At 71.4% G+C, this 25,469-nt stretch carries 25 protein-coding genes; 10 read left to right on the top strand and 15 right to left on the bottom strand.

Features of this window, described 5'->3' with window-relative positions; all coding sequences use genetic code 11:
- The first annotated feature begins 65 nt into the window (after positions 1-65).
- The gene (locus F5972_RS38710) at positions 66-200 is read left to right on the top strand and encodes a hypothetical protein (RefSeq protein WP_263641792.1); all 135 of its coding nucleotides are present in this window, start codon (positions 66-68) and stop codon (positions 198-200) included.
- 55 nt (positions 201-255) lie between these two features.
- Here the strand turns inward: F5972_RS38710 and F5972_RS04375 are convergent, their stop codons facing one another.
- Together F5972_RS04375 and F5972_RS04370 are read right to left on the bottom strand one after the other, a co-directional pair.
- Positions 256-468, bottom strand: coding sequence for a hypothetical protein (locus F5972_RS04375; RefSeq protein WP_225311163.1), 213 nt, complete (start codon positions 466-468; stop codon positions 256-258).
- Positions 469-510: 42 nt separating this feature from the next.
- Positions 511-1,185 carry a TetR/AcrR family transcriptional regulator gene (locus F5972_RS04370; protein WP_150931383.1) on the bottom strand — a complete coding sequence of 225 codons (675 nt, stop codon included), beginning with the start codon at positions 1,183-1,185 and terminating at the stop codon, positions 511-513.
- Between the two features lie 132 nt (positions 1,186-1,317).
- Between F5972_RS04370 and F5972_RS04365 the strand changes: the two genes are divergently transcribed.
- Together F5972_RS04365 and F5972_RS04360 are read left to right on the top strand one after the other, a co-directional pair.
- On the top strand, positions 1,318-2,358 hold the full coding sequence (locus F5972_RS04365; RefSeq protein ID WP_150931381.1) for an NAD(P)-dependent alcohol dehydrogenase: 1,041 nt from the start codon (positions 1,318-1,320) through the stop codon (positions 2,356-2,358).
- A 97-nt stretch (positions 2,359-2,455) separates the two neighbouring features.
- Positions 2,456-2,944, top strand: coding sequence for a DUF6326 family protein (locus tag F5972_RS04360; RefSeq protein ID WP_150931379.1), 489 nt, complete (start codon positions 2,456-2,458; stop codon positions 2,942-2,944).
- Positions 2,945-3,077: 133 nt separating this feature from the next.
- On the opposite strand, the gene F5972_RS04355 is transcribed toward F5972_RS04360, so the two are convergent.
- On the bottom strand, positions 3,078-5,570 hold the full coding sequence (locus F5972_RS04355) for a DEAD/DEAH box helicase (RefSeq protein ID WP_150932511.1): 2,493 nt from the start codon (positions 5,568-5,570) through the stop codon (positions 3,078-3,080).
- A gap of 138 nt (positions 5,571-5,708) precedes the next feature.
- On the opposite strand from F5972_RS04355, the gene F5972_RS04350 reads away from it, so the two are divergent.
- Positions 5,709-6,860 carry a sensor histidine kinase gene (locus F5972_RS04350; protein WP_150931377.1) on the top strand — a complete coding sequence of 384 codons (1,152 nt, stop codon included), beginning with the start codon at positions 5,709-5,711 and terminating at the stop codon, positions 6,858-6,860.
- A 10-nt stretch (positions 6,861-6,870) separates the two neighbouring features.
- Here F5972_RS04350 and F5972_RS04345 read toward each other — a convergent pair whose 3' ends face one another.
- The 3 genes from F5972_RS04345 to F5972_RS04335 all read right to left on the bottom strand — a co-directional run bounded on the left by F5972_RS04345 (position 6,871) and on the right by F5972_RS04335 (position 8,686).
- Positions 6,871-7,536, bottom strand: a complete 666-nt coding sequence (locus tag F5972_RS04345; RefSeq protein WP_225311162.1) for a rhomboid family intramembrane serine protease — start codon at positions 7,534-7,536, stop codon at positions 6,871-6,873.
- Between the two features lie 160 nt (positions 7,537-7,696).
- Positions 7,697-8,098, bottom strand: a complete 402-nt coding sequence (locus F5972_RS04340) for a nitroreductase family deazaflavin-dependent oxidoreductase (RefSeq protein ID WP_150931375.1) — start codon at positions 8,096-8,098, stop codon at positions 7,697-7,699.
- Between the two features lie 27 nt (positions 8,099-8,125).
- On the bottom strand, positions 8,126-8,686 hold the full coding sequence (locus F5972_RS04335; RefSeq protein WP_150931373.1) for a TetR/AcrR family transcriptional regulator: 561 nt from the start codon (positions 8,684-8,686) through the stop codon (positions 8,126-8,128).
- A gap of 118 nt (positions 8,687-8,804) precedes the next feature.
- Here F5972_RS04335 and F5972_RS04330 point away from each other — a divergent pair, with 118 nt between their 5' ends.
- Positions 8,805-10,403 carry an MDR family MFS transporter gene (locus F5972_RS04330; RefSeq protein ID WP_150931371.1) on the top strand — a complete coding sequence of 533 codons (1,599 nt, stop codon included), beginning with the start codon at positions 8,805-8,807 and terminating at the stop codon, positions 10,401-10,403.
- A gap of 132 nt (positions 10,404-10,535) precedes the next feature.
- On the opposite strand, the gene gndA is transcribed toward F5972_RS04330, so the two are convergent.
- Positions 10,536-11,957, bottom strand: a complete 1,422-nt coding sequence (gene gndA, locus F5972_RS04325) for an NADP-dependent phosphogluconate dehydrogenase (RefSeq protein ID WP_150931370.1) — start codon at positions 11,955-11,957, stop codon at positions 10,536-10,538.
- Positions 11,958-12,050: 93 nt separating this feature from the next.
- A complete protein-coding gene (locus F5972_RS04320) occupies positions 12,051-13,295 on the bottom strand; it encodes a TIGR03118 family protein (RefSeq protein WP_191909944.1) in 1,245 nt (414 codons plus the stop codon).
- 321 nt (positions 13,296-13,616) lie between these two features.
- Between F5972_RS04320 and F5972_RS04315 the strand changes: the two genes are divergently transcribed.
- Entirely contained in the window at positions 13,617-14,489 is an 873-nt protein-coding gene (locus F5972_RS04315; protein ID WP_150931366.1) for a hypothetical protein, read from the top strand.
- 74 nt (positions 14,490-14,563) lie between these two features.
- On the opposite strand, the gene F5972_RS04310 is transcribed toward F5972_RS04315, so the two are convergent.
- The 5 genes from F5972_RS04310 to F5972_RS04290 form a co-directional block, all read right to left on the bottom strand.
- On the bottom strand, positions 14,564-15,553 hold the full coding sequence (locus tag F5972_RS04310; RefSeq protein WP_150931364.1) for a sulfotransferase family protein: 990 nt from the start codon (positions 15,551-15,553) through the stop codon (positions 14,564-14,566).
- An 85-nt stretch (positions 15,554-15,638) separates the two neighbouring features.
- Positions 15,639-16,112, bottom strand: coding sequence for an ATP-binding protein (locus F5972_RS04305; RefSeq protein ID WP_150931362.1), 474 nt, complete (start codon positions 16,110-16,112; stop codon positions 15,639-15,641).
- 343 nt (positions 16,113-16,455) lie between these two features.
- Positions 16,456-17,706: a hypothetical protein gene (locus F5972_RS04300; protein WP_150931360.1), complete on the bottom strand. Its 1,251-nt coding sequence runs from the start codon at positions 17,704-17,706 to the stop codon at positions 16,456-16,458.
- Between the two features lie 145 nt (positions 17,707-17,851).
- Positions 17,852-18,841, bottom strand: a complete 990-nt coding sequence (gene add / locus F5972_RS04295; protein WP_225311161.1) for an adenosine deaminase — start codon at positions 18,839-18,841, stop codon at positions 17,852-17,854.
- 50 nt (positions 18,842-18,891) lie between these two features.
- The gene (locus F5972_RS04290) at positions 18,892-20,406 is read right to left on the bottom strand and encodes an LLM class flavin-dependent oxidoreductase (protein ID WP_150931358.1); all 1,515 of its coding nucleotides are present in this window, start codon (positions 20,404-20,406) and stop codon (positions 18,892-18,894) included.
- Positions 20,407-20,449: 43 nt separating this feature from the next.
- Here F5972_RS04290 and F5972_RS04285 point away from each other — a divergent pair, with 43 nt between their 5' ends.
- The 4 genes from F5972_RS04285 (at position 20,450) to F5972_RS04270 (ending at position 23,080) form a co-directional block, all read left to right on the top strand.
- Entirely contained in the window at positions 20,450-21,157 is a 708-nt protein-coding gene (locus tag F5972_RS04285; protein WP_225311160.1) for a nucleotidyltransferase domain-containing protein, read from the top strand.
- Positions 21,158-21,239: 82 nt separating this feature from the next.
- Positions 21,240-21,995 carry a nucleotidyltransferase domain-containing protein gene (locus tag F5972_RS04280; RefSeq protein WP_150931356.1) on the top strand — a complete coding sequence of 252 codons (756 nt, stop codon included), beginning with the start codon at positions 21,240-21,242 and terminating at the stop codon, positions 21,993-21,995.
- Between the two features lie 141 nt (positions 21,996-22,136).
- The gene (locus F5972_RS04275; protein ID WP_138460151.1) at positions 22,137-22,370 is read left to right on the top strand and encodes an RNA-binding protein; all 234 of its coding nucleotides are present in this window, start codon (positions 22,137-22,139) and stop codon (positions 22,368-22,370) included.
- A 116-nt stretch (positions 22,371-22,486) separates the two neighbouring features.
- On the top strand, positions 22,487-23,080 hold the full coding sequence (locus F5972_RS04270) for a DUF488 domain-containing protein (protein WP_225311159.1): 594 nt from the start codon (positions 22,487-22,489) through the stop codon (positions 23,078-23,080).
- A 71-nt stretch (positions 23,081-23,151) separates the two neighbouring features.
- Here F5972_RS04270 and F5972_RS04265 read toward each other — a convergent pair whose 3' ends face one another.
- Positions 23,152-24,057, bottom strand: a complete 906-nt coding sequence (locus F5972_RS04265) for a phosphotransferase enzyme family protein (RefSeq protein WP_150931354.1) — start codon at positions 24,055-24,057, stop codon at positions 23,152-23,154.
- Positions 24,054-25,280: a helix-turn-helix domain-containing protein gene (locus F5972_RS04260; protein WP_263641791.1), complete on the bottom strand. Its 1,227-nt coding sequence runs from the start codon at positions 25,278-25,280 to the stop codon at positions 24,054-24,056. Before F5972_RS04260 ends, F5972_RS04265 begins: the two co-directional genes overlap by 4 nt.
- Between the last annotated feature and the right edge of the window lie 189 nt (positions 25,281-25,469).

Genomic DNA, 25,469 nt, shown 5'->3' with positions numbered 1-25,469 from the left:
CTGTTCGGCAACCCAGGGGCGTCCGTAACTCGCGTGAACAGGACCACTCCGATCTTCTGCTTGTGATGGCCATCCGCAGGTCCGGTGCGCTGTCGAGGAACATCACGATCGGGTGGCGGTCCTCGTACCAGGAACCGCTCCTCTGGGCGGCCGATGCCGTCGTCGGCGCCACGACATGGTGGCTGAACGGGCGCGCGTAGTATGCATCACCGAGCGTGCCCTCGGTGATCTGTGACGTGGGTCCGTCAGAGGGCGTTACGTGAGCTTGTCCCGGCCGGTCGTGGTGGCGGGGACGCCAGCCGCGACGTGGACGCTTTGGGTGTCCAGTACGACCAGGCTCGGGTCGGCTAATCGGCCCTTCTTCTCGCGCAGGTGCCAGCGCAGCAGGTCATGGATCGCCTTGTCGGTGCCGTCGTCGCGCCATTTGGCGAAGTAGTAGTACGTCGCGCCCTTGGGCGGCGGTAACACTACAAATCCACACGATCACATAACGACATCACGGATGGAGGCTCACGTAGGTACTCTCAGGGGCTCGAGGGCGGCCAGGACGAGGTCGAGGCCGAAGATGAACTCCTTCGCCGGGTCGAAGCCGGCAGCGACGAGCGCCGCGGCGGACTCGTTGAGGTAGGGGAACTCGTCAGGAGGAAGCTGGGGCAGGTAGGCGTCCTCGATCACGTCCGCGAGCTCATCGGCGGTGTCGAACGGCAGGCTGGCCGCCTGCAGGGCGAAACCGTAGACATAGCTGTCGAGCAACCAGTTGGCGTGCGTCGCCATCAAGACCGAGAAGCCAGCCCGCCGCAGGCAGGCGGTGACCGCTTCGTGGTGGCGGAGGTTCGCGGGCCCCGGCGATGTCCGCGACTCCATCAGGCCGTTCGCCCACGGGTGGCGTGCGAGAACCTGTCGGGCGGATACCGCCCGCCGTCGCATCGCCGACTGCCAGTCGGTCCCTTCGGGCGGGAGCTCGATCTCCTCGAACACGACGTCGATCATGGCGTCCAGCAGCTCCTCCTTGCTCGCCACGTAGTGATACAGCGACATCGCGCCCGCGCCGAGCGCGCCAGCCAGCCGGCGCATGCTCAGCCCGTCGACCCCCTCGCGGTCGGCGAGCCGGACCGCCTCCACCACCACCCGCTGCTTGCTCAGCCCTGCGTTGGACGCAACCTGCCTTTGTTCCCTCCCGGACACGGGTCTCCTCGCCTGCTCGTACGGCTTGACGATCGTACAGCGTACGTTCATAGTACAGCGTACGCACTCGTACGGCGTACGACGTACGGTGTACGAGCCAGCGAGCGTCGCGGCTCGGAGGAGGAGGCTTCCGTGGGAATCGAACAGCGATCGAATGCCGGAGCCGGCCTGGTGCCGGGGGCGAGTCCGGCCGGGGCGGCGACGATGCGGGCCGCCGTCCAGCACCGCTACGGCCCGCCCTCCGTGCTCGTGGTGGCCGAGGTCGGGCTACCGCTGCCCGGTCGAGGCGATGTGCTCGTCCAGGTGGGCGCGACCTCAGTACATCCTGGCGACTACTTCATCATGACCGGTGAGCCGTACGTGGTGCGCCTGGTGTTCGGGCTCCGCCGGCCGCGCCACGGCATCCCTGGCAGGGACCTCGCTGGCGTGGTGGCAGCGGTCGGGAAGGACGTCACCGCTCTCCGACCCGGCGACAAGGTCTTCGGCTGGAGCACCACAGGAACGCTCGCGGAGTACGCCTGCGTCCCGGCGGACCACCTCGTGTCCGTGCCTGCCAACCTGTCGGACGTGGACGCGGCAGCGGTGCCCACGTCGGGCATGACGGCATTGCAGGCATTGCGCGACATCGCGAACGTTCGACCGGGCCAGACGGTGCTGATCACGGGCGCGTCGGGCGGCGTGGGCTCCTTCGCCGTACAGATCGCCAAGGCATTCGGCGCCGAGGTGACGGGTGTGTGCAGCACCCGCAACGTCGACTTGGTCCGGTCGCTCGGCGCCGACCACGTCGTCGACTACACCGAGACCGACTTCACCCGCACCGGGAAGCGCTACGACGTGATCCTCGACAACGTGGAAGCCCAGCCCCTGGCGGCTGTCCGCCGAGCGCTGACGCCCACCGGCACCCTCATCCCCAACAGTGGACGCGGCGGCCGCTGGCTCGGCCCCCTCGGCCGGATCGTCAAAGCGCGCGTGCTGTCCGGGTTCACCCGTCAGCAGTTGAAGCCCTTCACGTCGGTCGGGAAGCGCCAGGACCTGCTCACCCTGGCCGACCTGCTCACGACCGGGCAGGTCACGCCCGTCATCGACCGCACCCACCCCCTCGACGAAGCAGCTGACGCCCTCCGCTACGTCGCGACCGGCCACACCCGAGGGAAGGTCGTCGTCACCGTCTGACGACCGGACCGACGAGAACGACCCAACCCGTGCGTGTGCACGCCCAAACCTGCCGCCACTCCGGCGCAGGGGACCGCTCCTCTCGAAAGAAGAACCGATGACCATCCGAACGAAAACCCCGAACCTGCTCGACGACCCGCCGGTCCCCGTGCAGGCCAAGCTCGCCGCCGCATGGACCAGCTTCATGTTCCTCTACATCTACGTCGACTACTTCCACCTCTACAAGCCCGGCGCCATCGACGAAATCCGGGGTGGCGTCATCTTTGAGTTCGACATCAGCAGGACATTGTTGACCATTTTCCTCGCGCTCATAGGGATCCCGGCCCTGATGGTGCTGCTCTCCATGACGCTGCCCGCCCGTGTGAACCGCGCCACGAACCTCGTCGTTGCATTGCTTTACATCCCCGTCTCGGTGTTCAACGCGGCAGGGACGTCCTGGGACTGGGCCTCCTTCTACGGCCTCTCCATCGGAATCGAGGTGCTGATCCTGGCCTTCATCCTGCGCTCCGCCTGGACCTGGCCTCGAACCCCCGCCGTCCCAGCCGGTCCCGCGACGACCGACCTTCGACAGGACCTTCGACAGTAGGTATCCGTGTAAAGCCCTACGGCGTGAAGTCCGCGCCAGCCGCGCCCGTAGGCCGAACGGCGGCTGACCGACCAGCAGACCTCATCCAACCAACCGCAACGACGAAAGGGGCATTAGCTCGCTTAACGCACTCTCAGAGGCGGGTGAGGCCGGTGACGTGGAGGACGGCGTGGCCCTCCTCGTCGGAGGCGGCGAGGTCGACCTCCGCGCTGACGCCCCAGTCGTGGTTGCCGGCGGGGTCGTCGACGATCTGACGTACCCGCCACAGCTCCTTCTCCTCCTCGACCAGCAGGAGGGCCGGGCCGCGGGCGTCCGGGCCGGTGAGGATCTCGTCGTGCTCCTCGTAGTAGGCGTCGAGGGCCGCGCCCCAGTCCACGTCCGGGTAGAGCTCGGTCAGCTCCTCCTCGCGGTCGAGCGCGGCCAGCTCCACCAGGCGGAACATCGCGTTGCGCACCAGCACCCGGAAGGCGCGCGGGTTGGCGGTGACCGGGCGGGTCCGGGTCTCCAGCTGCTCCTGCCCGGAGGCGAGGGCCTCGGCCGGGTTGGCCAGCTTCTCCCACTCGTCGATGAGGCTGGAGTCGACCTGGCGCACCAGTTCGCCCAGCCATTCGATGAGGTCCACGAGGTCGTCGGTCTTCAGGTGCTCGGGCACGGTCTTCGACAGTGTGCGGTACGCGTCGGCAAGGTAGCGCAGCACCGTGCCCTCCGAGCGGGCCAGCTCGTAGAACTGGATGTAGTCGGTGAAGGTCATCGCCCGCTCGTACATGTCGCGCACGATCGTCTTGGGGCTCACGACGTGGTCGCCGACCCAGGGGTGCCCGCGCCGGTAGGTCTCGTACGCGCCGAAGAGCAGGTCGGCCAGCGGCATCGGGTGGGTGATCTCCGCGAGGCGCTCCATCCGCTCCTCGTACTCGATGCCGTCGGCCTTCATCTGCGCGACCGCCTCGGCCCTGGCCTTGTTGAGCTGGGCGTGCAGGATCTGCCGCGGATCGTCCAGCGTCGACTCGACGATGGAGACGAGGTCCAGGGCGTACGTGGGGGAGGCGCGGTCGAGCAGCTCGAAGCTCGCCAGCGCGAACGTGGCCAGCGCCTGGTTGAGCGCGAAGTCCTCCTGCAGGTCCACGGTGAGCCGGGCCATGCGGCCGTGTTCGTCGGGCTCGGCGAGCTTCTCGACGATGCCGCCGGCCAGCAGCGACCGGTAGATCGCGATGGCGTGGCTGATGTGGCGGCGCTGGGCCTTGCGGTCCTCGTGGTTGTCGGTCAGCAGCCGCTTCATCGCCTGGAAGCAGTCGCCGGGACGGTTGATGATCGACAGCAGCATGGCGTTGCTGACCTTGAAGCGGGAGGTCAGCGGCTCGGGCTCGGCCGTCTGGAGCTTCTCGAACGTGTCCTCGCTCCAGCCGACGAACCCCTCCGGCGGCTTCTTGCGGGCGTAGCCGCGGCGCCGCTTGGGGTCGTCGCCGATCTTCGCCAGCGCCCGCTCGTTCTCGATCACGTAGTCGGGAGCCTGGCAGACGACGTAGCCGACCGTGTCGAAGCCCGCCCGGCCGGCCCGCCCGGCGATCTGGTGGAACTCCCGCGCCCGCAGCCGCCGCACCTTCGTGCCGTCGAACTTCGACAGGGCGGTGAACAGCACGGTCCGGATCGGGACGTTCACCCCCACGCCGAGGGTGTCGGTGCCGCAGATGACCTTCAGCAGCCCCGCCTGCGCGAGGCGCTCCACCAGGCGGCGGTACTTCGGCAGCATCCCCGCGTGGTGCACGCCGATGCCGTGCCGTACGAGCCGGGACAGGGCCCGGCCGAACCGGGTGGTGAACCGGAAGTTGCCGATCAGGGCGGCGATCTGCTCCTTCTCCGCCTTGCTGCACATGTTGATGCTCATGAGCGCCTGGGCGCGCTCCATCGCCGCCGCCTGGGTGAAGTGGACGACGTACACGGGGGCCTGCTGAGTGGACAGCAGTTCTTCCAGCGTCTCGTGCAGCGGGGTGGTCCGGTAGGAGTAGATGAGCGGCACCGGCCGCTCGGCGTGCTTCACGACGGCGGTGTCGCGCCCGGTGCGGCGGGTGAGGTCGGTCTTGAAGCGCTCGACGTCGCCCAGGGTGGCCGACATCAGCACGAACTGTGCCTGCGGCAGCTCCAGCAGCGGCACCTGCCACGCCCAGCCGCGGTCGGGCTCGGCGTAGAAGTGGAACTCGTCCATGATCACCGTGCCGACGTCGGCGTCCGCGCCGTCGCGCAGCGCGATCTGGGCGAGGATCTCGGCGGTGCAGCAGATGACCGGCGCGTCGGCGTTCACGGTGGCGTCGCCGGTCATCATCCCGACGTTCTCGGTGCCGAACAACGCGCACAGGTCGAAGAACTTCTCCGACACCAGCGCCTTGATCGGCGCCGTGTAGAAGCTGATCTCGTCCCGGGCGATCGCCGCGAAGTGCGCCCCGGCGGCGATCAGGCTCTTGCCCGAGCCGGTCGGGGTCGACACGATCACGTTGTTGCCGGAGACGACCTCGATGAGGGCCTCCTCCTGCGCGGGGTACAGCGTGAGGCCCCGCTCCGCGTTCCACGACGCGAACGCGTCGAACAACGCGTCGGGGTCGGAGCCGGAGGGCAGGCGGCGGAGGAGGTTCATGCTGTCGGTCACGCTCCTTATCCTGCCCAAGCCGCGTGACTGTTTCGACCGGCAGGTGGTACGGCAAGCTGTGGCACAACTACGTCAAAGGGGTGTGGCGGAGCCTGGATCCGCAGGTCACACCCACAAACTGGCCGTGTGGGGGAGAATTGGGCCCGGCTCGCGGAGCGGCGCCGGGACACGCTCGGCGACGTGCTGCTCGCGCTCGCCGTGCTCGCCTTCGCCGTTCCCGCGATCCTCACCGGCCGTTCCTTCTCCCTGATGCCGGTGCCGGAGACCGTACGGCTGGCCGTGGCGTCGGCCGCGGCGGCGGCCATGCTGGTGCGGCGCCGCACGCCGTGGCCCCTGGTCACCGGCACGGCCGCGTGCGCGCTGTTCGCGGGCCAGCTCGTGCCGCTGACGCTCGCGGCGTACTCGCTGACGGCCGAGCGCGGAGGACGCCGGCGGCTCGGGGCGGTCGCCGCGCTGGCCGTGGCGTACGTCGTGGTCGACCGCGTCAGCCCCTACACCGATCACGCGCCTCTCCTGGCGGTCATCTGGGCGGCGGCGCTGGTCTGCCTGCCCGCGCTGGTGGGCCACTGGGTGTGGTGCTACCGCGCCATGATCCGGGAACTGCGGGAGCGCGCGCGGGCCGACCAGGAGCATGTGGCGGCGCTGGAGCGCCGCCGCATCGCGCGGGAGCTGCACGACACGGTCACGCACGCCGTCACCGTGATGGTGCTCAACGCGGGCCTCATCCAGGACACCGACGACCTCGGGGAGATCCGCAAGCTGGCCCGGGCCATCGAGGACAAGGGTGTGCGCGCGCTGACCGAGCTGCGCGAGCTGCTCACGGCGCTGCGCAGCAGCGACCTGCCGCCCTCGGCGGAGAGCGTGGAGGGGATCCCGCGGCTGGTCGAGGAGAGCCGGGCCACCGGCCTGCGCGTCGCGCTGCACTACGAGGTCCCGGAGGAGACGCTGTCCCGGGAGGCCGGGCACACCTGTTACCGGGTGGTCCAGGAGGGGCTGAACAACGTGCGCAAGCACGCCCCCGGTACGGACGTGCAGGTGGTCTGCGAGGCGCGCGGCGACACGCTCGACGTGTCGGTGGTCAACGGCGGTGGCGGTGGCGGGGGACGGGCGGCGCCGGCCCGGGTGCCCGCCCACGAGGGGTCGGGCTACGGGCTGACCGGCCTGAGCGAGCGGGTGGCGCTGCAGGGCGGGCGGCTCACGTACGGGTCCACCGCCGACGGCGGGTTCGCTCTCCGCGCCAGCATCCCCTACCGCCCGACCGGGGGGCCGGCGCGCTGAGCCGGGGACCTTACAGGCCGAGGTCCTCGATCTCCTTGAGGAGGGCCGGGCGGGAGCCGCCGGGAGGGGCGTCGCCTTGGGCCTTGTCCACGCTCCGCGCGCCGCGGTCGCGGAACAGGTAGCCGCCGAGGATGCCGCCGGCGAACCCGAAGACGTGGGCCTGCCAGCCGATGCCCTCGGCCGGCAGCAGACCGGTGAACTGGTAGGCGAAGCACAGGCCCATCACCAGGCCGATGACGATGTCGATCAGGTGCCGGTCGAAGGCGCCGCGGACGAGCACGTACCCGAAGTAGCCGAAGACCAGGCCGCTCGCGCCCGCGCCGACGGTGGCGGCGTCGGCGGTGAACCACGAGCCGAGCCCGCTGGCGACGGCGATCAGACCGGTGACGCCGAGGAAGCGCCGGACGCCCCGGTAGGCCGCGAGGAACCCGAAGATGAACAGCGGCCCGGAGTTGCCCTCGATGTGCGCCCAGCTCCAGTGCAGGAGCGGCGCGGAGACGATGCCGGGCAGGCGCTCGACGTCCCACGGCCGGATGCCGAAGCTGTAGCTCAGGGAGTAGCCGGAGGCCCAGTTGGCCACCTGCACGGCCCAGATCAGGGCCAGGAAGCCGACCATGACCCAGAACGCCTTCCGGGCCTCGGCGACCATGATCTCCGCGGTACGGCCGTCGCTCACGGAAGCCTCCCGATGGTGTGGATCACGGTGCTGGGGATCACGCGGGAAACATACCGCCGACGGCCGCGCGAGTCACCGGCTACCGATCCATCGGGTGCCGGTTGTGCGGTGCCGGTTGTGCGGTGCCGGGGCCGCGCCGTGACGTGGCCCCGCGTGAGAGTCAGGCACGTTCGATCACGACGATCGGGATCTCCCGGCTCGTCTTGGTGGCGTACTCGTCGTACGCGGGCCAGGCGGCGGCCATGGTCCGCCACATGTCCGGCCGCTCCTCCGCGGTCGCCGTACGGGCCCGGGCCCTGAATCTGTCTCCCTTGATCTGGAACTCCACCTCGGGGTCGGCCTGGAGGTTGAGGTACCAGAGCGGGTGCTCGTCGGCCCCGCCCTTGGAGGCGACCACGAGATAGCCGTCGCCGTACGCCTGGTAGATCAGGGGGGTGCTCCGGGGCTGCCCCGACTTGCGGCCCTTGGTGGTGAGGATGGCCGTGGTCGTGCCCTCCCACTCGTGGCCTTCCTCACCCGCGGTCTCGATGTAGCGCTTGACGTGTTCCTGTCCGAAGAGCATGCGGATCACTTTCCCACAGGGCCGGGGTCAGGCGCCGGAGGCGTCCGCCAGTTCCAGGGCGACCTCCAGGCCGGCCTCGGTCCGCTGCTGTTCGGTGGTCGACTCCTCGCGGATCAGGAACCACGCCGCGTGCATCGCGAACAGAGCCATGGAGCGCTTGAGCCGCACCGGCAGGGGGTCGTCCGGTCCGTACAGGGACTGCATCAGCGCGCCCATGCGGTCGCGCATCAGGTCGACCTTGACGTGTCCCTGCAACGCCGTCTTGTTACGGTCCATGAACTGCATGACCTCGTGGTGGCGCCCTCGGGTCATCTGCGCCGAGTAGCGCAGGATCAGCTCCCGGCGGGTCTCCGCCGCAGGGGGCTGCCCACCGGCCCACGCGATCAGCTCGTCCAGCGCGGCGATGCGGTCCTCGATCAGGCTGGCGACTATGTCCTCTTTTGTGCGGAAGTGGTAGTACAGTGCCGCCTTGGTCACGCCGAGGGCCTCGGCGATCTCCCGGAGTGAGGTCGCCTCGTATCCCTGCTCGGTGAAGAGCCCGATCGCGACCTCCTGGATGCGGCTGCGTGTGTCGGTCTGAGTGCCCATGTCCTGCTGACCCCTAATTAACTTGACGGCCGGCAAGTAAGGACAATACCTTAAGTCGGCACTAGCCTGTCGGCAAGTAAGTAACCTCTTCCAAACCTTTACTCATGGGGGCACCACGATGACCGAGGCTCCGCCCGCGCCGGGGCGGTCCAAAGAAGTGATGGCCGTACTGCCCGGCCTGATGCTGGCGATCATGCTGGCCATGCTCGACAACATGATCGTCGGCACCGCGATGCCGAGGATCGTCGGCGAACTGAACGGCCTGGAGTACTTCACCTGGGTGACCACGTCGTACGTCCTGGGCACCACGGTGTCCACGCCGATCTGGGGCAAGCTCGGCGACCTCTACGGCCGCAAGAACATCTTTCTCGGGTCCATCGTGCTGTTCCTGGTCGGCTCCGCGCTCTGCGGCATGGCCGGCTCGTCGATGTTCGGGGGCACCGAGCACGGCATGGCCGAGCTCATCGCCTTCCGCGCGCTGCAGGGCCTCGGGGCCGGGGGCCTCATGGTCAACGTGATGGCGATCATCGGCGACCTCGTGCCGCCCCGCGAGCGGGGTCAGTACCAGGGCATCATGGCCGCGATCATGTCGCTCGCGATGATCGCCGGCCCGCTCGTCGGCGGCTTCATCACCGACCACCTCGACTGGCGCTGGGCGTTCTACGTGAACCTGCCACTCGGCGGCGTCGCCCTGGTCTGGCTGTTCTTCCGGCTGCACCTGCCGAAGCACCGCACCGAGCACCGCATCGACTGGCTCGGCGCGACCGTCCTCACCGTCGGCATCACCGCGATCGTGCTGATCACCTCGTGGGGCGGGCAGGCGCACGGCTACCCGTGGGGCTCCTGGCAGATCCTGTCGCTGGCCGGGCTCGCGGTGGTCGCGCTCGCGCTCTTCATCCCGATCGAGCGGCGCGCGGCCGAGCCGATCATGCCGCTGCACGTGTTCGCCAACCGCAACTTCTCGCTGATCTCGGCGCTCGGCTTCCTGCTGGGCTTCGCGATGTTCGGCGCGATCAGCTTCATCCCGCTGTTCCAGCAGATCGTGCAGGGCTCCACGGCCACCAACTCCGGCCTGCTCCTGCTGCCGATGATGATCACGTCGATGATCGTGTCGCTGTTCGTCGGCAAGGCGATCACCCAGACCGGGCAGTACCGGATCTACCCGGTCATCGGCGGGGCGATCATGGCGGTCGGCATGTGGCTGCTGTCGCTGCAGGACGTCAACACGCCGTCCTGGCAGACCGGCGCGTTCATCGCCGTCTTCGGCCTCGGCATGGGCTTCCTGATGCAGACGACGATGCTCATCGCGCAGAACAGCGTCGAGCAGAAGGACCTCGGCGTGGCCAGCAGCGCCTCCACGTTCTTCCGGTCCATCGGCGGCTCGTTCGGCGTCGCGATGTTCGGCGCGATCTTCAACAACCGGCTCACCGACACCCTGAGCGACAAGCTCGGCCCGGTGGCGGCCAAGCAGGTCGGCAGCGGCGGCGCGGGCATCACCCCCAAGGCCCTCGAGCAGCTTCCCCCGCAGGTCAAGGGATTCTTCCTGGACGCCCTCGCCACGGCCATCGGGTCGGTCTTCCTCTGGGCGGCCGTGGTCGCCGTGCTCGTCCCGGTGCTCGCGGCGTTCGTCAAGCACGTGCCGCTGCGCACCGGCGCTCCCAGCGCGGCGGCACCCGGCAGCGAGAAGGCGGAGCCGCTGACCGCCGCCTTCGAGTGAGCCGGCCGACCGTCGGCCTGAGATTGGGCCTGAGAGTGAGCTGAGGCCCGGCCGGTACGGCCCTCGCCCCCGCGCGGGCGGGGGCCGTACCTGGTTCCGGGGCCGGTCAACCGGACCGGTCAGGCAGACCGGTCAGGCGGAGCGCTCGGCGCGGTCCGCCGACCAGTCGGTGTGGAAGACGCCCTCCCGGTCGGTGCGGCGGTAGGTGTGCGCGCCGAAGAAGTCGCGCAGCCCCTGCAGCAGCGCCGCCGGCAGCCGGTCACGGCGAAGCCCGTCGTAGTAGGCGAGCGCCGAGGAGAAGCCCGGGGTGGGCACCCCGATCGTCGCCGCCGTGGCCACGACCCGCCGCCACGACTCCTGGGCCTCGTCCAGCGCCTGGGCGAAGGTGGGGTCGACCAGCAGCGTCGGCAGGTTCGGGTCAGCGTCGTAGGCGGCCCTGATCCGGTCGAGGAAGCGCGCCCGGATGATGCAGCCGCCACGCCAGATGGTGGCCATGTCGCCGAGCCTCAGGTTCCAGCCGTACTCCGCGCTCGCCGCGGCCATCTGGTCGAACCCCTGGGCGTACGCGACCACCTTGGAGGCGTACAGGGCCCGGCGCACGTCCTCGACGAGGCCGGAGTCGCCCGCGGTGCCGGACGGGCCGGTGAGCGAGCGGGCCGCGGCCCGCTGCTCCGGGTGGCCCGACAGCGCCCGGGCGAAGACCGCCTCGGCGATGCCCGTCACCGGGACGCCGAGGTCGAGGGCGCTCTGCACGGTCCAGCGGCCGGTGCCCTTCTGCTCGGCCTGGTCGACCACCACGTCCACGAACGGCTTCCCGGTCGCGGCGTCGACGTGGCCGAGCACCTCGGCGGTGATCTCGATGAGGTACGACTCGAGGTCGCCCCGGTTCCACTCGCGGAAGACGTCGGAGAGCTCCTTGGGGTTCAGCCCGAGGGCCTGCCGCAGCAGGTCGTACGACTCCGCGATGAGCTGCATGTCGGCGTACTCGATGCCGTTGTGCACCATCTTCACGAAGTGGCCGGCGCCGTCGGGGCCGATGTGCACGCAGCACGAGACGCCGTCGACCTTGGCCGCGATGTCCTCCAGCAGCGGGCCGAGCGTCGCGTACGCCTCGGGGTCCCCGCCGGGCATGATGCTGGGGCCGTTGAGGGCACCCTCCTCCCCGCCGGAGATGCCGGTGCCGACGAAGTGGATGCCCCGCTCGCGCAGCGCGGCCTCCCGGCGGCGGGTGTCCAGGTAGTGGGCGTTGCCGCCGTCGATGATCATGTCGCCCGGCTCCATGACGGCGGCGAGCTCCTCGATCACCGCGTCCGTGGGGGCGCCGGCCTTGACCATGATGATCGCCTTGCGGGGCCGCTCGAGCGCGGCGACGAACTCCTCGATCGTGCCCGCCGGCACGAACGCGCCCTCGTCCTTGTGCTCCTCCATGAAGCGGGTGGTACGGCTTTCCGTGCGGTTGTGGACCGCGACGACATGACCGTGGTGCGCGAAGTTCCGGGCGAGGTTGCGGCCCATGACCGCGAGGCCCGTGACTCCGATGTCTGCCTTGTTCATGGCTAAAGTCATACCGCTCCCGGGTGGGGGCGCTCGGCCGCGGGGTGGCGTGTCCGCGGCCGGGCGTCGTGAGCTGGGCTTTCGTCCCGCTTGTCAGTAGCCGTAGCCGCCTCCGTGGCGGTGCGTGGCAGAGGAAGAAGGCGAGGGCGAGGGTGGGCGCGCCGCGGCGGGGGCGGGGGTGGCGCCGGCGGGGCGGATCAGGCCGAGCAGCCCGTGCCGCGCCTTCGAGATCCCGGCCGAGAACCACACCGCGTCGGTGCCGCCGTTCCCCGCCGTGCCCGGTTCGAGGTCCCACAGGCCCTCCAGGGCGATCGCCCCGCCGTCCGCGCGGCGCAGCGGGCCGAGGTAGCGGCCGGTCCGGGGGTTGTAGGCGTTGATCCACCCGTCGCCGAAGTTGCCCACGAGCAGCGCCCCGGCGTACGCGCCGAACCCCTGGGGCGCGAGGGTCATCGCCCAGGGCGCGTTGAGCGGGCCGCGGGAGGCGAGGCGCCGCACGAAGCGCCCGTCGGCGGCGAACACGCTGACGAAGCCGTTGCCCCGCCCCGCGACCGGCTTGCCGGTCCCGGGGTCGCGCCGGGCGTACGCGACCATGACGGAGTCGCCGACGATCTCCACGTTGAAGGGGGAGTAGCGGGCGGGCAGCGACGGGTCGCGGAACTGGCGGTCCGACAGCCGCACCCGCCGGAAGTCCTCGTCGAAGACGTGGACGCGGCGGTGGGAGAACGACGGCGCGAGCAGGAACGTGCCGCGGTTGGTGTTCATCAGCGCCAGGCCCTTGTAGTCGGCGCCGCGGGTGAACGCGGCGATGACCGCGTTGTCCGGGTCGGCCTTGGCGCTCCAGGCGGTGATGGCGCCGCTCGGGCTGGAGAAGACGAACGAGGCGGGCGCGGTCCCCGTCTTTCCCTTGATCGTGAAGGCGTTCCCGGTGTACGCCACCTGCCCGGTGGGGGTCCCGCCGGGGATCGCGACCGTGGTGGGGGCCTTCTTGGCCGTGCCCGCGCCGCCGGTGTAGACGGTGGCGGTGCCGGTGCCCGCGTTGGACACCCACAGGGTCGCGCCCATGGCGAGACCCCAGGGGTTGACCAGCTTCGGATCGGTGACGGCGGCCTTGCCCACGACGTCGGAGACCAGGGGGACCTCGGCGAACCGGGTGGACGTGCGAGCCGCCCGGGCGAGGGCGTGGGCGAGCGGGTGGGCCTGGTGGCCAAACCAGTTCTCCGCGTGCCGGGAGGAGCCGCCGGCCGAGGCGGGATGGGCCAGGGCGGGATGGGCCGGTGCCGCGCCGGCGAGCGCCAGCGCGAGCGGCGCGGCACAGAGCGTGACGATACGTGCCCGCATGGGGCCTCCTGAAAGTGGGTCGGACCCGAGAGGGGCCGGACTGCGAGGGGTCGGAAACGGTGTCGGCATGCCCTTACGCCCGGAGATACGCCCCCCTGCCGTTCCGGGTTCAGTCCCTTTTCCGTCGCAGGTGGGGGCGCGCGCATCGGTGTTCCTGGCCTATCCTGACAAAACCCGCAAACTAAGCGGGTTTTGTATAGAGATGGCCGTCCGATGGCGAGGACGCTTGGCCTCCTCGTCGGGCCGCTGGTAATTGAGGACAGCAAGGAAGGGACGGCGTCCGCGCCGCCCACCGTCGTCGCGCACCCACGGAGAAGAGACGTGTTCGCACCGAAGCCGGAACGGTCAGTCGTCGCGATTCCGCCACCCGGAGACGGGCCCGGCTACTGGGCGGGCGCGCCCAGCGCCGTCAGCCGGGACGGGTGGATCTATCTGGCCTACCGGCTGCGCCGCCCGATCGGCTCCGGCCGCGGGTACGCCGTGGAGATCGCCCGGTCGGCCGACGGCGAGCGGTTCGAGCGGATCCTCACGATCACCAAGGACGAGATGAAGACCGAGTCGCTGGAGCGTCCCACGCTCGTGGTGACACCCGACGGGTCGTGGCGCCTCTACCTGAGCTGCGCGACGTACGGCACCAAGCACTGGCGGGTCGAGATGATCGAGGCCGCCGACCCGGCCGAGTTCGACCCCGCCGACGCGCGGGTGGTGCTCCCCGGCGACCTCAAGACCGGCGTCAAGGACCCGGTCATCCTGCACCACGGCGGCGTGTGGCACCTGTGGGCGTCCTGCCACCCGCTGGAGGACCCCGACGAGGCCGACCAGATGGTGACCGACTACGCCACCAGCGCGGACGGGATCGCCTGGACCTGGCAGGGGACCGCGCTCGACCGGCGGCCCGGCCACTGGGACTCGCGTGGCGTGCGGGTGAGCGCGGTGACCTTCAGCGGGGAGACCGTCATCGCCTACTACGACGGCCGCGCGTCGGCGGAGGAGAACTACGAGGAGCGCACGGGCGTGGCGATCGGCCCCGGCCCGTCCACCCTCACCGCGACCGGGACCGCGCCCGTCGCCCAGGCGGAGAACGGCGCGGGCCTGCGCTACCTGTCGGTCGTGCCCGTGCCCGGCGGCCACCGGCTGTACTACGAGCTGACCCGCCCCGACGGGGGGCACGAGCTGCGTACCGAGCTGCGCTGACCACCGCCGGGCGGCTCTCCGGGGCCCCGGCGGACGGCCGGGGCGCGAGCGGGGCTCGCGCTCCGGGCCGCTGGTCACCGCCCGGCGGGCGGGCCGTCCAGGTCTCTGACGCGGCCGTTGCGGGCCTGCCGCTGGCCGTCCGGCCGGGCGCCCACCAGACCGCCCGAGCGTTCCCGGGGGCGCAGCCAGTCGCCGAAGTCCTCGTCCAGCAGGTCGCGCAGCAGCGCGATGTCGGCGGCGAAGTAGGCCAGCAGTTCCTGGCGCTGCTCCCAGGTGAGCGGCCGCCGGGGCTGCGCGTCGCGCTGCAGCACCCGCTCCAGCGGACTGGTCAGCCGCCGGCCCAGGAAGGGGTCTCCGAGCCGGGCGAGCCGGGCGAGGACGCGGTGCCTGCGGCTCTGCGGAGGATGGGCGGTGACGTTCTCCCTCGGCACCTCGCCGACGACGCCCTGTTCCACCCCGAGGAAGGCGCAGATGCGGTCGAGCGTGTCGGCGGGCCGGTCGACGAGGTCGCGGTAGCGGAAGACCAGCACCTGCTCGCGGGGGAACAGCGTGAAAAGGTGCGCGAGCTGCTCGCCGTACCGGCCGAGGCCCACGTAGTGCCAGAACGGCGACCAGCCGTCGGCGACGCGCCGCTTCTCGGCGGCGCACGCCTCGATGACGTCGCCGATCGGCTCCAGGCCGGCCGACCACAGGTGCGTCCAGTTGGAGTGCGCCCGTTCCACCGGGTCGCGCAGCGACACGATGAGCTTCGCGTCGGGGATGGTCTCCCTGATCCGCCGCTGGGCGTCCAGGTCGTACAGGTAGAAGGGGGTGGACTCGCCGCGGAGCGTCCCGGGCGGCGCGTCCGCGAAGAGCGCCTCGTAGTCGGCGCGCCGCCACACGTGCTCGCGGTAGGTCTCCGCGTCGCCCGGCCCGCCCTTGGCGGGCGGCGGGCCGTCGGTGAGGAAGAACTTCGGTTCCTTGACGGGTGACATGAACAGCCGCGGGTGACGGGCGAGCGCCGCGTGCAGGGCGGTGGTGCCGGCTTTCGGCACACCGATGACCAGGAAGTCGGGCAGAGCCATGGAAAAGTCCTCCTACTTTCCCGATTAGGTTAGTTGGTTTTTGCCCCTTCCTTGCGTGAAATCACCACAAGTGGGTCTACCCCGGTCAGCCGGCCACGAGCCGGATGCGGGCGGCCATCCATCTGCGGCGCAGAGCGGCCGGGCGCCGCCCGCCGTCGAACCAGATCTCGAACCACACCTCGTTGCGCCCGCCCTCCCGGACCAGGCCCCACCGGTCGGAGAGCATGTCGAGCAGCGGCATGCCGAGCCCGCCCTGGCTCGACGCGTTCGGCAGCGGGTGGCCGGCGCAGGGCGGCCCGGCGGAGCCGTCGTCCTGAACGCCGATGCGCACCCGGTCGGGCAGGCACGACACCGTGAGGGTGAACGTGCCGCCGTTCCCCGAGCGGGAGTGGACGACGGCGTTGGTCGCGATCTCGCTCGTCAGCAGGACGCAGTCGTCGTGTCGGGGATGGCCGCGACCCAGGGCGGCCGACACGAGCCTGCGCGCCCGCCCCACCTGGTCCCGTCCGCCCGCGAGCCGTGCCACGCGGTTCCCCGCGCCGTCCCCCGAGATCTCCATCAGCACTCCTTCAGCGTGGGAGCCGAGTCAGTCGCCGCAGAGTTGACGTTCGCGCGGGCGCCCGCGATGTCACGGGAAAGTAGGAGTGTCCTTGCCCGAATGGCCGGAAAGTGTCCGGTAACGGTGGGCGGTAAGCGGCCGGGAAAGCGGCCCGGAAAGACGCCGGCCGGGAAACGCGCCGGTCCGGGAACACGCCGGTCCTCAAAGCACAGGGCGGTTCCGGAGGCACAGGGCGGTTTCCGGAAGCCCCGTCCCGGAAAGCCCCGTCCCGGAAAGCACAGTCCCGGAAAGCACAGGGCGGCGGGACCGGTTCCCCGGCCCGCCGCCCCTGCGACGCGTACGGTCAGGAGGCGTCGTGCGCCGCTCCGGCGGAGCCGTTGACGACGAGCACACGCTCCTGCTCGGGCACCTCGATGGCCGGGAACGTGCCGGTGTCGATGATCCCGTGCTCCCGGTACGCCGCCTCGATCAGCGCGTGCGCCTGAGGCTCGAGCTTCCAGAGCGCCCGCCACTCCTTCGCCACGATCAGCGGGATGCCGACCTCCTTGGCGATGTCGGCGGCCCGGGGGACGTACTTGCGGGCGATCTGCTGGTCCCAGTACTGCCGCGCGGTGCGCAACTGGGTCGCGCGCTGGGCGGTGTCGACGACGGGCGCCGGCTCGGCCGGGAGGTCCTCCTCCTCGTCGTCGATCAGCTCCGCGATGGCCGCGGCGGGCAGCGCCACCGGGGCGGGCGGCTCGGGCTCCGGCCCCCACGGCACCGGCGGGGCGAGGTCGATCAGCGCCGAGGTGTTGTAGAGCGCGCCGATCTGCGACAGCAGCGCCTCCTGCCGCTTCTCGTCCACGGCCAGTCCGGTGTACTCGACGGCCTGGTCCATCGCCTTGTCGAGCCGCGCCATCGCGGCCCGCATCTTGCGGTCCGGCGCCCCGGCCTCGCGCAGCGCGCGGACCCGCTTGGCGGCCAGCGCCACCCGGGTCAGTCTGCGGTGCGCGTCCACCTCGCTCGCCGTACGGTCGCTCACCTCGGCGAGGCCGACCCGGACCAGGATCCGCTCAGGGGTCAGCCGCCAGTTGATGCGGCCGCGGCCGGTGATGCGGACCCGCTCGATCGCCATGCCGCGTTCCCACAGCCAGGCGGCCACGAGCGGGGCGGCGAGCCGGAACACGGCCTCGGCGACGCTGCGGGCGTCCATGCTCGACAGGACCGCGGACAGGCAGGTGAGCGCCCAGACGGCGATGCCGTCGATGCCGGCGGAGTAGTTCTCCCGCATGTTGCGCCGGGCCCGTACGGCGCTGGTGATGACGGCGACCTCGATGAAGGCGAACAGCAGGAGCCGCAGCGGGCCGTCGAAGCCGAGCACGTCGCCGGAGAAGCGCCACATGCCCTGCGCGGACACGCCGGTGGCGATGCTGGCGGCGACGATGGTGAGGACGTCCTCGGTGGGACGGCCGGTCGCCCACCGGCGGAACAGACGGATCAGGGCGCGAAGCGCGAAGAAGGCCAGGACCAGCAAGACCAGGGCGATGACGCTGATGATGACTGTTTCGACCGGATGGGCCGACACGAAGGCGGTGAGTTGGTCAATGGGGGGCATCAGTCACGGTCTCTCGATGTCCGATGGTTTTTCCCGAGATCATCCCAGAATGGCATGCCTCCGTGGGGGGAAACACGCCTGACTCGCGCCACTTGGCTCCGTTCTGGTCACAAATGCGCCTTTATTGACGCTTGTCCGCCGCGCATCACCGGACACTCAAGACGCGAGCCAGGCGTCGACGTCGCGGCGCAGCGCCCGCTTCGTCTCCTCCGGTGCGAAGGACGCGTCCGCCGAGGCGCGGGCGAGCCCGGCCAGCACCGCGTCGTCGTAGCCGAAGGCCTCGGACCCTGGCGTACTCGTCCGTCAGGGTGGTCCCGATGACGGACGGGATGTCGGTGTTCAGCGTGACGACCAGCCCCGCCTCGCGCAGCAGGGGGAGCGGATGGGCCGCGAGACCGTCCACCAGGCCGAGCGCGACGTTGGACGACGGGCACACCTCCAGGGGGATGCCCCGCTCGCGCACCTCGGCGGTCAGGTCAGGGTCCTCCAGCACCCGGACGCCGTGGCCCAGGCGCTCGGCGCGCCCCGCCGTGATCGCCTCGCGGACGCTGCCGGGGCCCTCGCTCTCGCCCGCGTGGTGCACGACGTGCAGACCCGCGTCCGCCGCGGCGGCGAAGACCTCGGCGAACGGCGCGAGCGGATAGGACTCCTCACCGGCCACTCCGACGCCGAGCACGCCGTCTCCGGCGTACCGGGTGGCGAGCCGCACCGTGCGCCGGGCGCGGTCGACCGGCCGCCGCCGCGAGTGGTCGAGCAGCACCCCGCACTCCACGCCGTACGCCGCGCGCCCCTCGGCGAGACCGGCGAGCACGGCCTCCAGCGGCATCTCCGGGGCGCCGAGCCGTTCGCCGTGCGAGGCGGCGGTGAAGGTCACCTCCGCCCACCGGGTGCCCTGCGCCGCCTCGTCCGCGCAGAACTCGACGGCGATCCGGTGGAAGTCCTCCGGCCGGACCAGGCACTCCCGTACGAGCGAACCGTGGTCGGCGAAGTCGCGGAAGCCGGCGAAGGCCCCGGCGGGGCGGGCGGGCACGGGCAGGCCGTTGGCCGCCGCGATCTCGGCCAGCGTCTCCGGGCGGATCGTGCTCTCCAGGTGGACGTGCAGGTGGGCCTTGGGCAGCAGGGCGAGATCGCGCACGGCGGCAGCGTAGGCGCGCGGACCCGGCCGGCGCACCCCGGTTTCCGGCCTCAGATGTCGAGGCCGAGGCGGGAGATGGGCTCGACGAGCTCCTCCTCCTCGTAGCGCAGGTGCGACAGCAGCACGTCCGACAGCAGGTCCACCTGCGCGCGGACGCCGTCGAGCCGGTCCGGGTCCTCGATCATCGCCACGAGGGCGGTGTCCAGGCCGGTCAGCACCTCGGCGATCACCTCGTGCTCCTGTTCCAGCCGCTCGACGACCGGCGCCAGCGACGCCTGTGCCGCCGCCAGCATCGGGAACATGTGCTCGTCCTCGATCGTGTGGTGGGTGGTCAGCAGGCGGCAGTACGACGCGCAGAACGTGCCCAGCGTCCAGTAGTTCTGCCGCATGGTGAGCTCGTTGATCAACGAGCGGAGCGCGGCGGCGTCGGAGCGGCCCGCGGCGACCTGCTCCAGGGCATCCCTGACCTGGGTCAGCTCCCGGCGCAGGTGGTCGTGGATGAGCACGAGCCGCTGCCCGGCCGCCCGCTGCTGCGGCGTCAGCGCGGCGGGGTCCCGTTTGGGCAGCCGCGGCCGGGTGGCCTCGTCCAGGACGGCCGGAGCCGAGGCCGCGGCCCGGTGGCCGGCGGAGGCCACCGCGTCCTCGTCCGCCCGTCCGGCCCGGTCGGCCCGGTCGGCCCGTCCGCGCTCCCGCGCCACGGCCTCCCGTACGGCGGGGGCGACCTCCTCGGCGAAGACCTTGAGGTCCCTGTCGTCGTCCACGGCGAGCACGAAGACGCTCATGCCGTGGTCGCGCACGAGGCCGGCGAGTTGTTCGGCCCACACGGCGGGCGGCCCGTTCAGGAACCCCTCCCCGGCCGCGCCGGAGAACCGGCCCTCGATGTTGTAGACGCGGCGGATCCCGGCGGGGTCGCGCCCGGCCCGTTCGGCGGCGGCGTCCAGGATCGCCGTCATCGCGCCCAGATCCTCCGGCGCGGCGTACCCGGACGAGGGCACCCAGCCGTCGCCGAGCCGCCCGGTCAGCTCCAGCATGCGCCGCTTGTACGCGCCGATCCACAGCCCGATCGGATGCGGCGGGAACGGCCCGGGCCGCGCGCCCTCCAGCCGGTAGTGCCGGCCGTCGAGCCGCACGCCCTCGCCGGGCGTCCACAGCGCGCGCAGGACCGCGACGGCCTCCTCCAGCGCCTCGACCGCGTCGCCGGGGTCGCGGCGCGGGCCGCCCATGGCCGCGACGCCGTCCCAGAACGCCCCGGCCCCGAGCCCCAGCTCCACCCGGCCGCCGCTGAGGATGTCGAGCGACGCGGCGGCCCTGGCCAGCACCGCGGGCGGCCGCAGCGGGAGGTTCGCCACGTCGGGGAACAGCCGCACCCGCTCTGTGCGGGCCGCGAGCACCGACAGCAGCGTCCAGGTGTCCAGGAACGACGGCTGGTACGGGTGGTCCTGGACGCCGATGACGTCGAGCCCCAGCTCGTCGGCCAGCACGGCCTGCCGGACGATCCGGTGGTGCCCCGCCGCGTCCGGCCTGAGGAAGGCCCCGAACCACAGGTCATGCCCAAAATCGGCCATTAATTCGCTACCTTTCCGCGTCCCGACCCGGGAGCCTACCTTTGTGACAAGATCCGGCGACATGACCCTGGCGGCCCCCGCGGGCAGCATCCTGTCCGTCGTCGCCGGCTCGCGCGCGTACGGGCTGGAGACGGGGGAGTCGGACGTCGACCGGCGCGGCGTGTTCGTGACGCCGACGGCGAGGTTCTGGCGGCTCGACAAGCCGCCCGACCACGTGGAAGGCCCGCTGCCCGAGCAGTTCTCCTGGGAGGTCGAGCGGTTCTGCGTGCTCGGGCTGGACGGCAACCCGGCCGCGCTGGAGTGCCTGTGGTCGCCGCTCGTCGAACTGGTCACCCCGCCGGGGGAGCGGCTGCTGGCGATCCGCCGCGCGTTCCTGTCGCGCCGGGCGGAGCGGGCCTTCGCGGGCTCCGCCGACCGGCAGTTCCGCCGCCTCCGCCCCGACGACCCGCTACGGCCGGGCGACGGTGACGCGAGGCGGTGGAAGATGGCGATGCACATGATCCGGCTGCTGCTCGGCGCCTCCTTCCTGGCCCGGCACGGGGAGCCGCTGGTCTGCGTCGGCGCCCACCGCGACCGGCTGCTGGCCGTACGGCGGGGGGAGACGCCCTGGCCCGAGGTCCTGGAGTGGCGCGGGCGCCTGCTCGCCGAGCTGGCCGAACCGGCCGGGCGGCCCGGGAGCGCGCTGCCGGACCGGCCGGACCGGACGGCCGTCGAGGAGTTCCTGATCGAGGTGCGGAGGTCGGCTCTGTGATCGTGCCGAAGGTGATCGTGCCGAAGGTGAACGCTCCCAAGGTGAGCGCTCCTGGGGCGAGTCTGGCGAGAGGGGAGGCGCCGTGACCGTCGTCCTGCCGTCCTGGCTGCCCGAGGTGGCCGCGGGCGAGCGGCATCCGCTCGCCTTCGCCACCGTGAGCGGCGCGCACCTGTACGGATTCCCCTCGGTGGACTCCGACGTCGACCTGCGGGGCGTGCACGTGCTGCCCGCCGAGGAGGTCGTCGGCCTGCGCACGGGTGAGGAGACCGTGATCAGGTCGTGGGTGCGGGAGGGCGTGGAGGTCGACCTCGTGACCCACGACCTGGCCAAGTTCTGCCGCCTGCTGCTGGGCCGCAACGGATACGTGCTGGAACAGCTCCTGTCGCCGCTGGTCGTGCGCACGTCCCCGCTGCACGAGGAGATGCGCGCCCTCGTCCCGGCCTGCCTCACCCGCCACCACGCCCATCACTACCTGGGCTTCGCCCGCACGCAGCGGCGGCTGTTCGACCGTACGGGAGAGCTGAAACCGCTGCTCTACGCGTTCCGGGTGCTGCTGACGGGCATCCGCCTCATGCGCAGCGGCGAACTCGTCGCCGACCTGACCCTGCTCCTCGACGGCGCTCCGCCCTACCTGGCCGGTCTGGTCGCGGCCAAGCGCGCGGCCGAGCACGGCGCGCCGCCGGGCGACGCGCCCGGCCGGGAACGCCTCACGGCCGACCTCGACGCGCTCACCGCGGCCCTGGAGGACGCCGGTGCCTCCTCCGCGCTGCCGGACGCCCCCGCGGCCCGCGACGCCCTGCACGACCTCGTCGTACGGACCCGCCTCGCCGGGCGGTGAGAAGGGCCCGGGGAAGGCCGGGAAAATCAAGAAAAGGGCCGCCGAAACGGGAGGGGACACGCGAACAATGCGGGGTGCCGCCCCGCGTCACGGACCCATCACGGATAATGGGTCAAGCCGCCATCACACCAGGAGAACGCTTTGACCACCCAGACCGGCAAAGACAACCTCGACCTGGCCGCGAGCGCGGAGGCACTGGCCGACAGCGCGCCCACCGGATCGCTGCGCCACGCGGCCGCCAAATCGGTCGCGATCACCTTCGCCACGACCCGCGACGCCGCCCAGGCGCGCGACACCTTGAACGGCCTCGCTCCCGACGACGTACGACGGGCCGCGCTGGAGCTCTTCGACGAGCTCTTCGCCCGGGCCGACTGACCCGCGCGCCTTCGGAGAGCGGCCGTCCGGGGCCCGGCCGGTCGTCCGGTTCGCCGTGCCCTCCTGCCGCCTTCCGGCTGCCCTCCCGCCGCCCTCCGGGCTGACGGAGGCCGCGCATGGACAACCACATCGTCACGGGCCTGCCGGCACCGGGGAGCACCGCCGGGAGTGAGCCGGCCATGGCCTCCGTGACGCTGCTGACCTTCGGGCACGGCACCGCGCCGCGCGGGCAGCTGATCCCGCTGCTGCGCGGCGCCGGAGTCCAGCAGGTGGTGGACGTCAGGACCGCCCCCGGCAGCCGCCGCAATCCCGACGCCGCCCGCGCGGCGCTGGCGGGCTGGCTGCCGGACGCGGGGATCGGCTACCGCTGGGAGAGCCGGCTGGGCGGGTTCCGCAGGGCCGCTCCGGACTCGCCCGACGTCTTCTGGCAGAACGCCTCGTTCCGGGGATACGCCGGATACACCCGTCATCCGGACTTCCTGGCCGCCGCCGGCGATCTGCTGGCAGGGGCGCGTACGGCCCGGACGGCCGTGATGTGCGCGGAAAGCCTCTGGTGGCGCTGCCACCGGCGGATCATCGCCGATTTCGCGGTCCTCGCGCGGGGCGCCCGGGTGCTGCACCTGTCACACGACGGACGGCTCACCGAACACGTGCCGGCCTCCGGCGCCCGCCTCCGCGACGACGGTCTCCTCGTCTACGACCAGACCTGACCCCTCCTCGTCTACGACCAGACCTGACCCGCCGGTGCGGGGCGCACCCACGAGGGGAAGGGGCGCGCCGCTCACCCGTACGTCTGCCACCTGACGTTCAGGTCACCGGCCCTGAAGCTGCGCATCCGGTGCTCCCACTGCGGACGGATCGCCGGATTGCTGCGCAGGATGGGCAGCACGCTGGTGACCAGTTTGAGCTCACGAAGCCGCCGCAGGACCGGAAAGCCCTCCCATCGGGTCACGTCGAAGCCGTACTCCTTGGACAGCGGGCCGTGGTCGTCCTCCGGATAGTCCATGCGCAGGCTGCCGACCGCCACCGGGGCCAGGTCCCATTCGCGCGGGCCGATCGTCGTGCCGTCGAAGTCGCACAGCGCGGGCCCGTGCGGGCCGGCGATGACGTTCCCGAGGAACGCGTCCCCGTGGATGACCCCGGGCTTGAGCACGTAGCGGAGATCGGCGAGCCGTCCTTCGACCTCGTCGCACTCGTACAGCAGGAAGGCGTGGTCGTCGGCGGACAGGTCTTCCGGCTCGGCGAGGCGCTGGCGCACCTCCGCCATCGGCCGCCACTGGAGCAGGTCCGGCGGTGGATCGGTCAGGGCGTGCAGGCGTCGCAGAAGAGCCCCGAGATCCCTGCCGTCCGGGCGCGGGCCGATCTCCGGCAGGTACTCCCACAAAGTGATCACATGGCCGTCCACGTGCAACGGCTGTTCCACGCCGGACAGGAGCCGGACCGCCGGGAAGTCGTGCCGCGCCAGCCAGCGGGCGACCCGGACCACCGTCGGCACGCGGGTGCGGGCGGCCGTGGACCCGGCGACGCGCACGACGACGGACGCCTGACGAAGGCGGAACACCGCGTTGTTGGTGAACTTGACCAGTTCGGCGTCTCGCGAGGAGAGCCCCGCGCGGTCGCAGACGGACTCCAGCAGCCCGTTGAGCCGTTCGCGCGTGAGCGCACCGGCGGCGGAGGTCGTTGTCATGCCGCCCGCAGGGCCGAGATGCGCTGCGCGAGGTCACGGGCGTCGGAATGGCGGGCGGCCCGGGCCATGGCGGCCTCCTGCAGGGGCGCCAGGCGGTCGATGATCCGTGTCGACCGGATCTCCGCCGCCAGCGTGACGGCCTGGTGGCCGGTGTCGACTCCGCTGGTCATCTCTCCTGCCTTCAGATACACCGTGGCGAGGGCGGTCAGCTCGAACGTACGGCTGCGGGTCATGCTCATGTCGCGGCCCGCGAGCGCCTGGGTGAGGTGCTCCACGGCGGCCTCCAGGTGCGCGCTGCCCAGGTCGGCGTGAACCATGCCCATGCTGGCGGCGAGATCGGCGTGGCCGAAGAAGCTCACCCAGGGCGCGGGACGCTCGTGGGCGCGATCAAGCTCGTCGCGGGCCCGGGTCATCGATTTGAGCGCCAGTTCGGCGTTGCCGAGCAGGGCGTAGGCGCAGGCCTCGTTCGCGCAGAGCATCGCCACCGTGCGTTCGCAGTTGGCGTCCTGCGCGCAGAGCTGTCCCAGCTGGAAGAACCGCAGGGTCTCCTGGACGCGGCCGCGGTGCAACTGGACGCGGCCCATCCGGTAGAGGATGTTGGCCATCAGCGAGGGGTCGTCGGCGTGTTTAGCCTGTTCCAGAGCGCGGGCCAGGTGGTCGATGGCGGAGCCGTACAGGCCGACGTCGAAGGACGTCCACCCCGCGAGGTTGTGCTGGTCGGCGAGCGCCCTGTGCAGGCGGCGCACGACATCGGGTGAGCAGGAGGTGTGGAGCAGTCGCTGTGACCAGGCCAGCTGCGCCACCACCGCGTCGCGGCAGACGCCGCCTCCCTGCTGGTAGTCCAGGGCGCGCAGCGCGCGGGTCACCGACTCCACCTGCGCGACGTCGGCCATCCCGATCCGCCCGGGCAGGGGGGTGGCGACATCCGGCAGGGGCTCGGCCCACTGCTCCACGTCGCCTTCGATCGCGCCGACGGTCACCTGCGCGGCGTGCGCCAGCAGGCGACGCGCCTGCTCGTCCTCGTCGCCCTGCCGTGGGGCGGGCGCGGCGGGGCGCGCCGAGGAGACGTCGAAGGCCAGGCCCATGTACCCGCGCGGAATGCCGAGGCCGTCGGCGATGCGGCTGAGCACGTCGTAGGCCATGACCTGCCGGCCGTTGGCGACGATCTCGGAGACCTCCGACTGCGACTGCCCGGTGCGTGCCGCGATCGCGCGCTGAGACAATCCCCGCTGACCCAGAATCCGGAAAACGGTGGAAATATCTCTGACGGCAAGGACCTGTCGCATTGTGGGCTGTTCCCAGACACCGGGATCAATATCGTGTCCGCTTTGGGGGCTGACGTTCATCGGCGACCTTTCCCAGCCACATGCTTTTCGGTCACCCTAACGGCGCACCTGACCTGGTGAAGAGAC

The organism is Microbispora cellulosiformans, assembly GCF_008728085.1.
Lineage (GTDB): Bacteria > Actinomycetota > Actinomycetes > Streptosporangiales > Streptosporangiaceae > Microbispora > Microbispora amethystogenes.
This window is presented reverse-complemented; position numbering and strand designations above follow the sequence as displayed.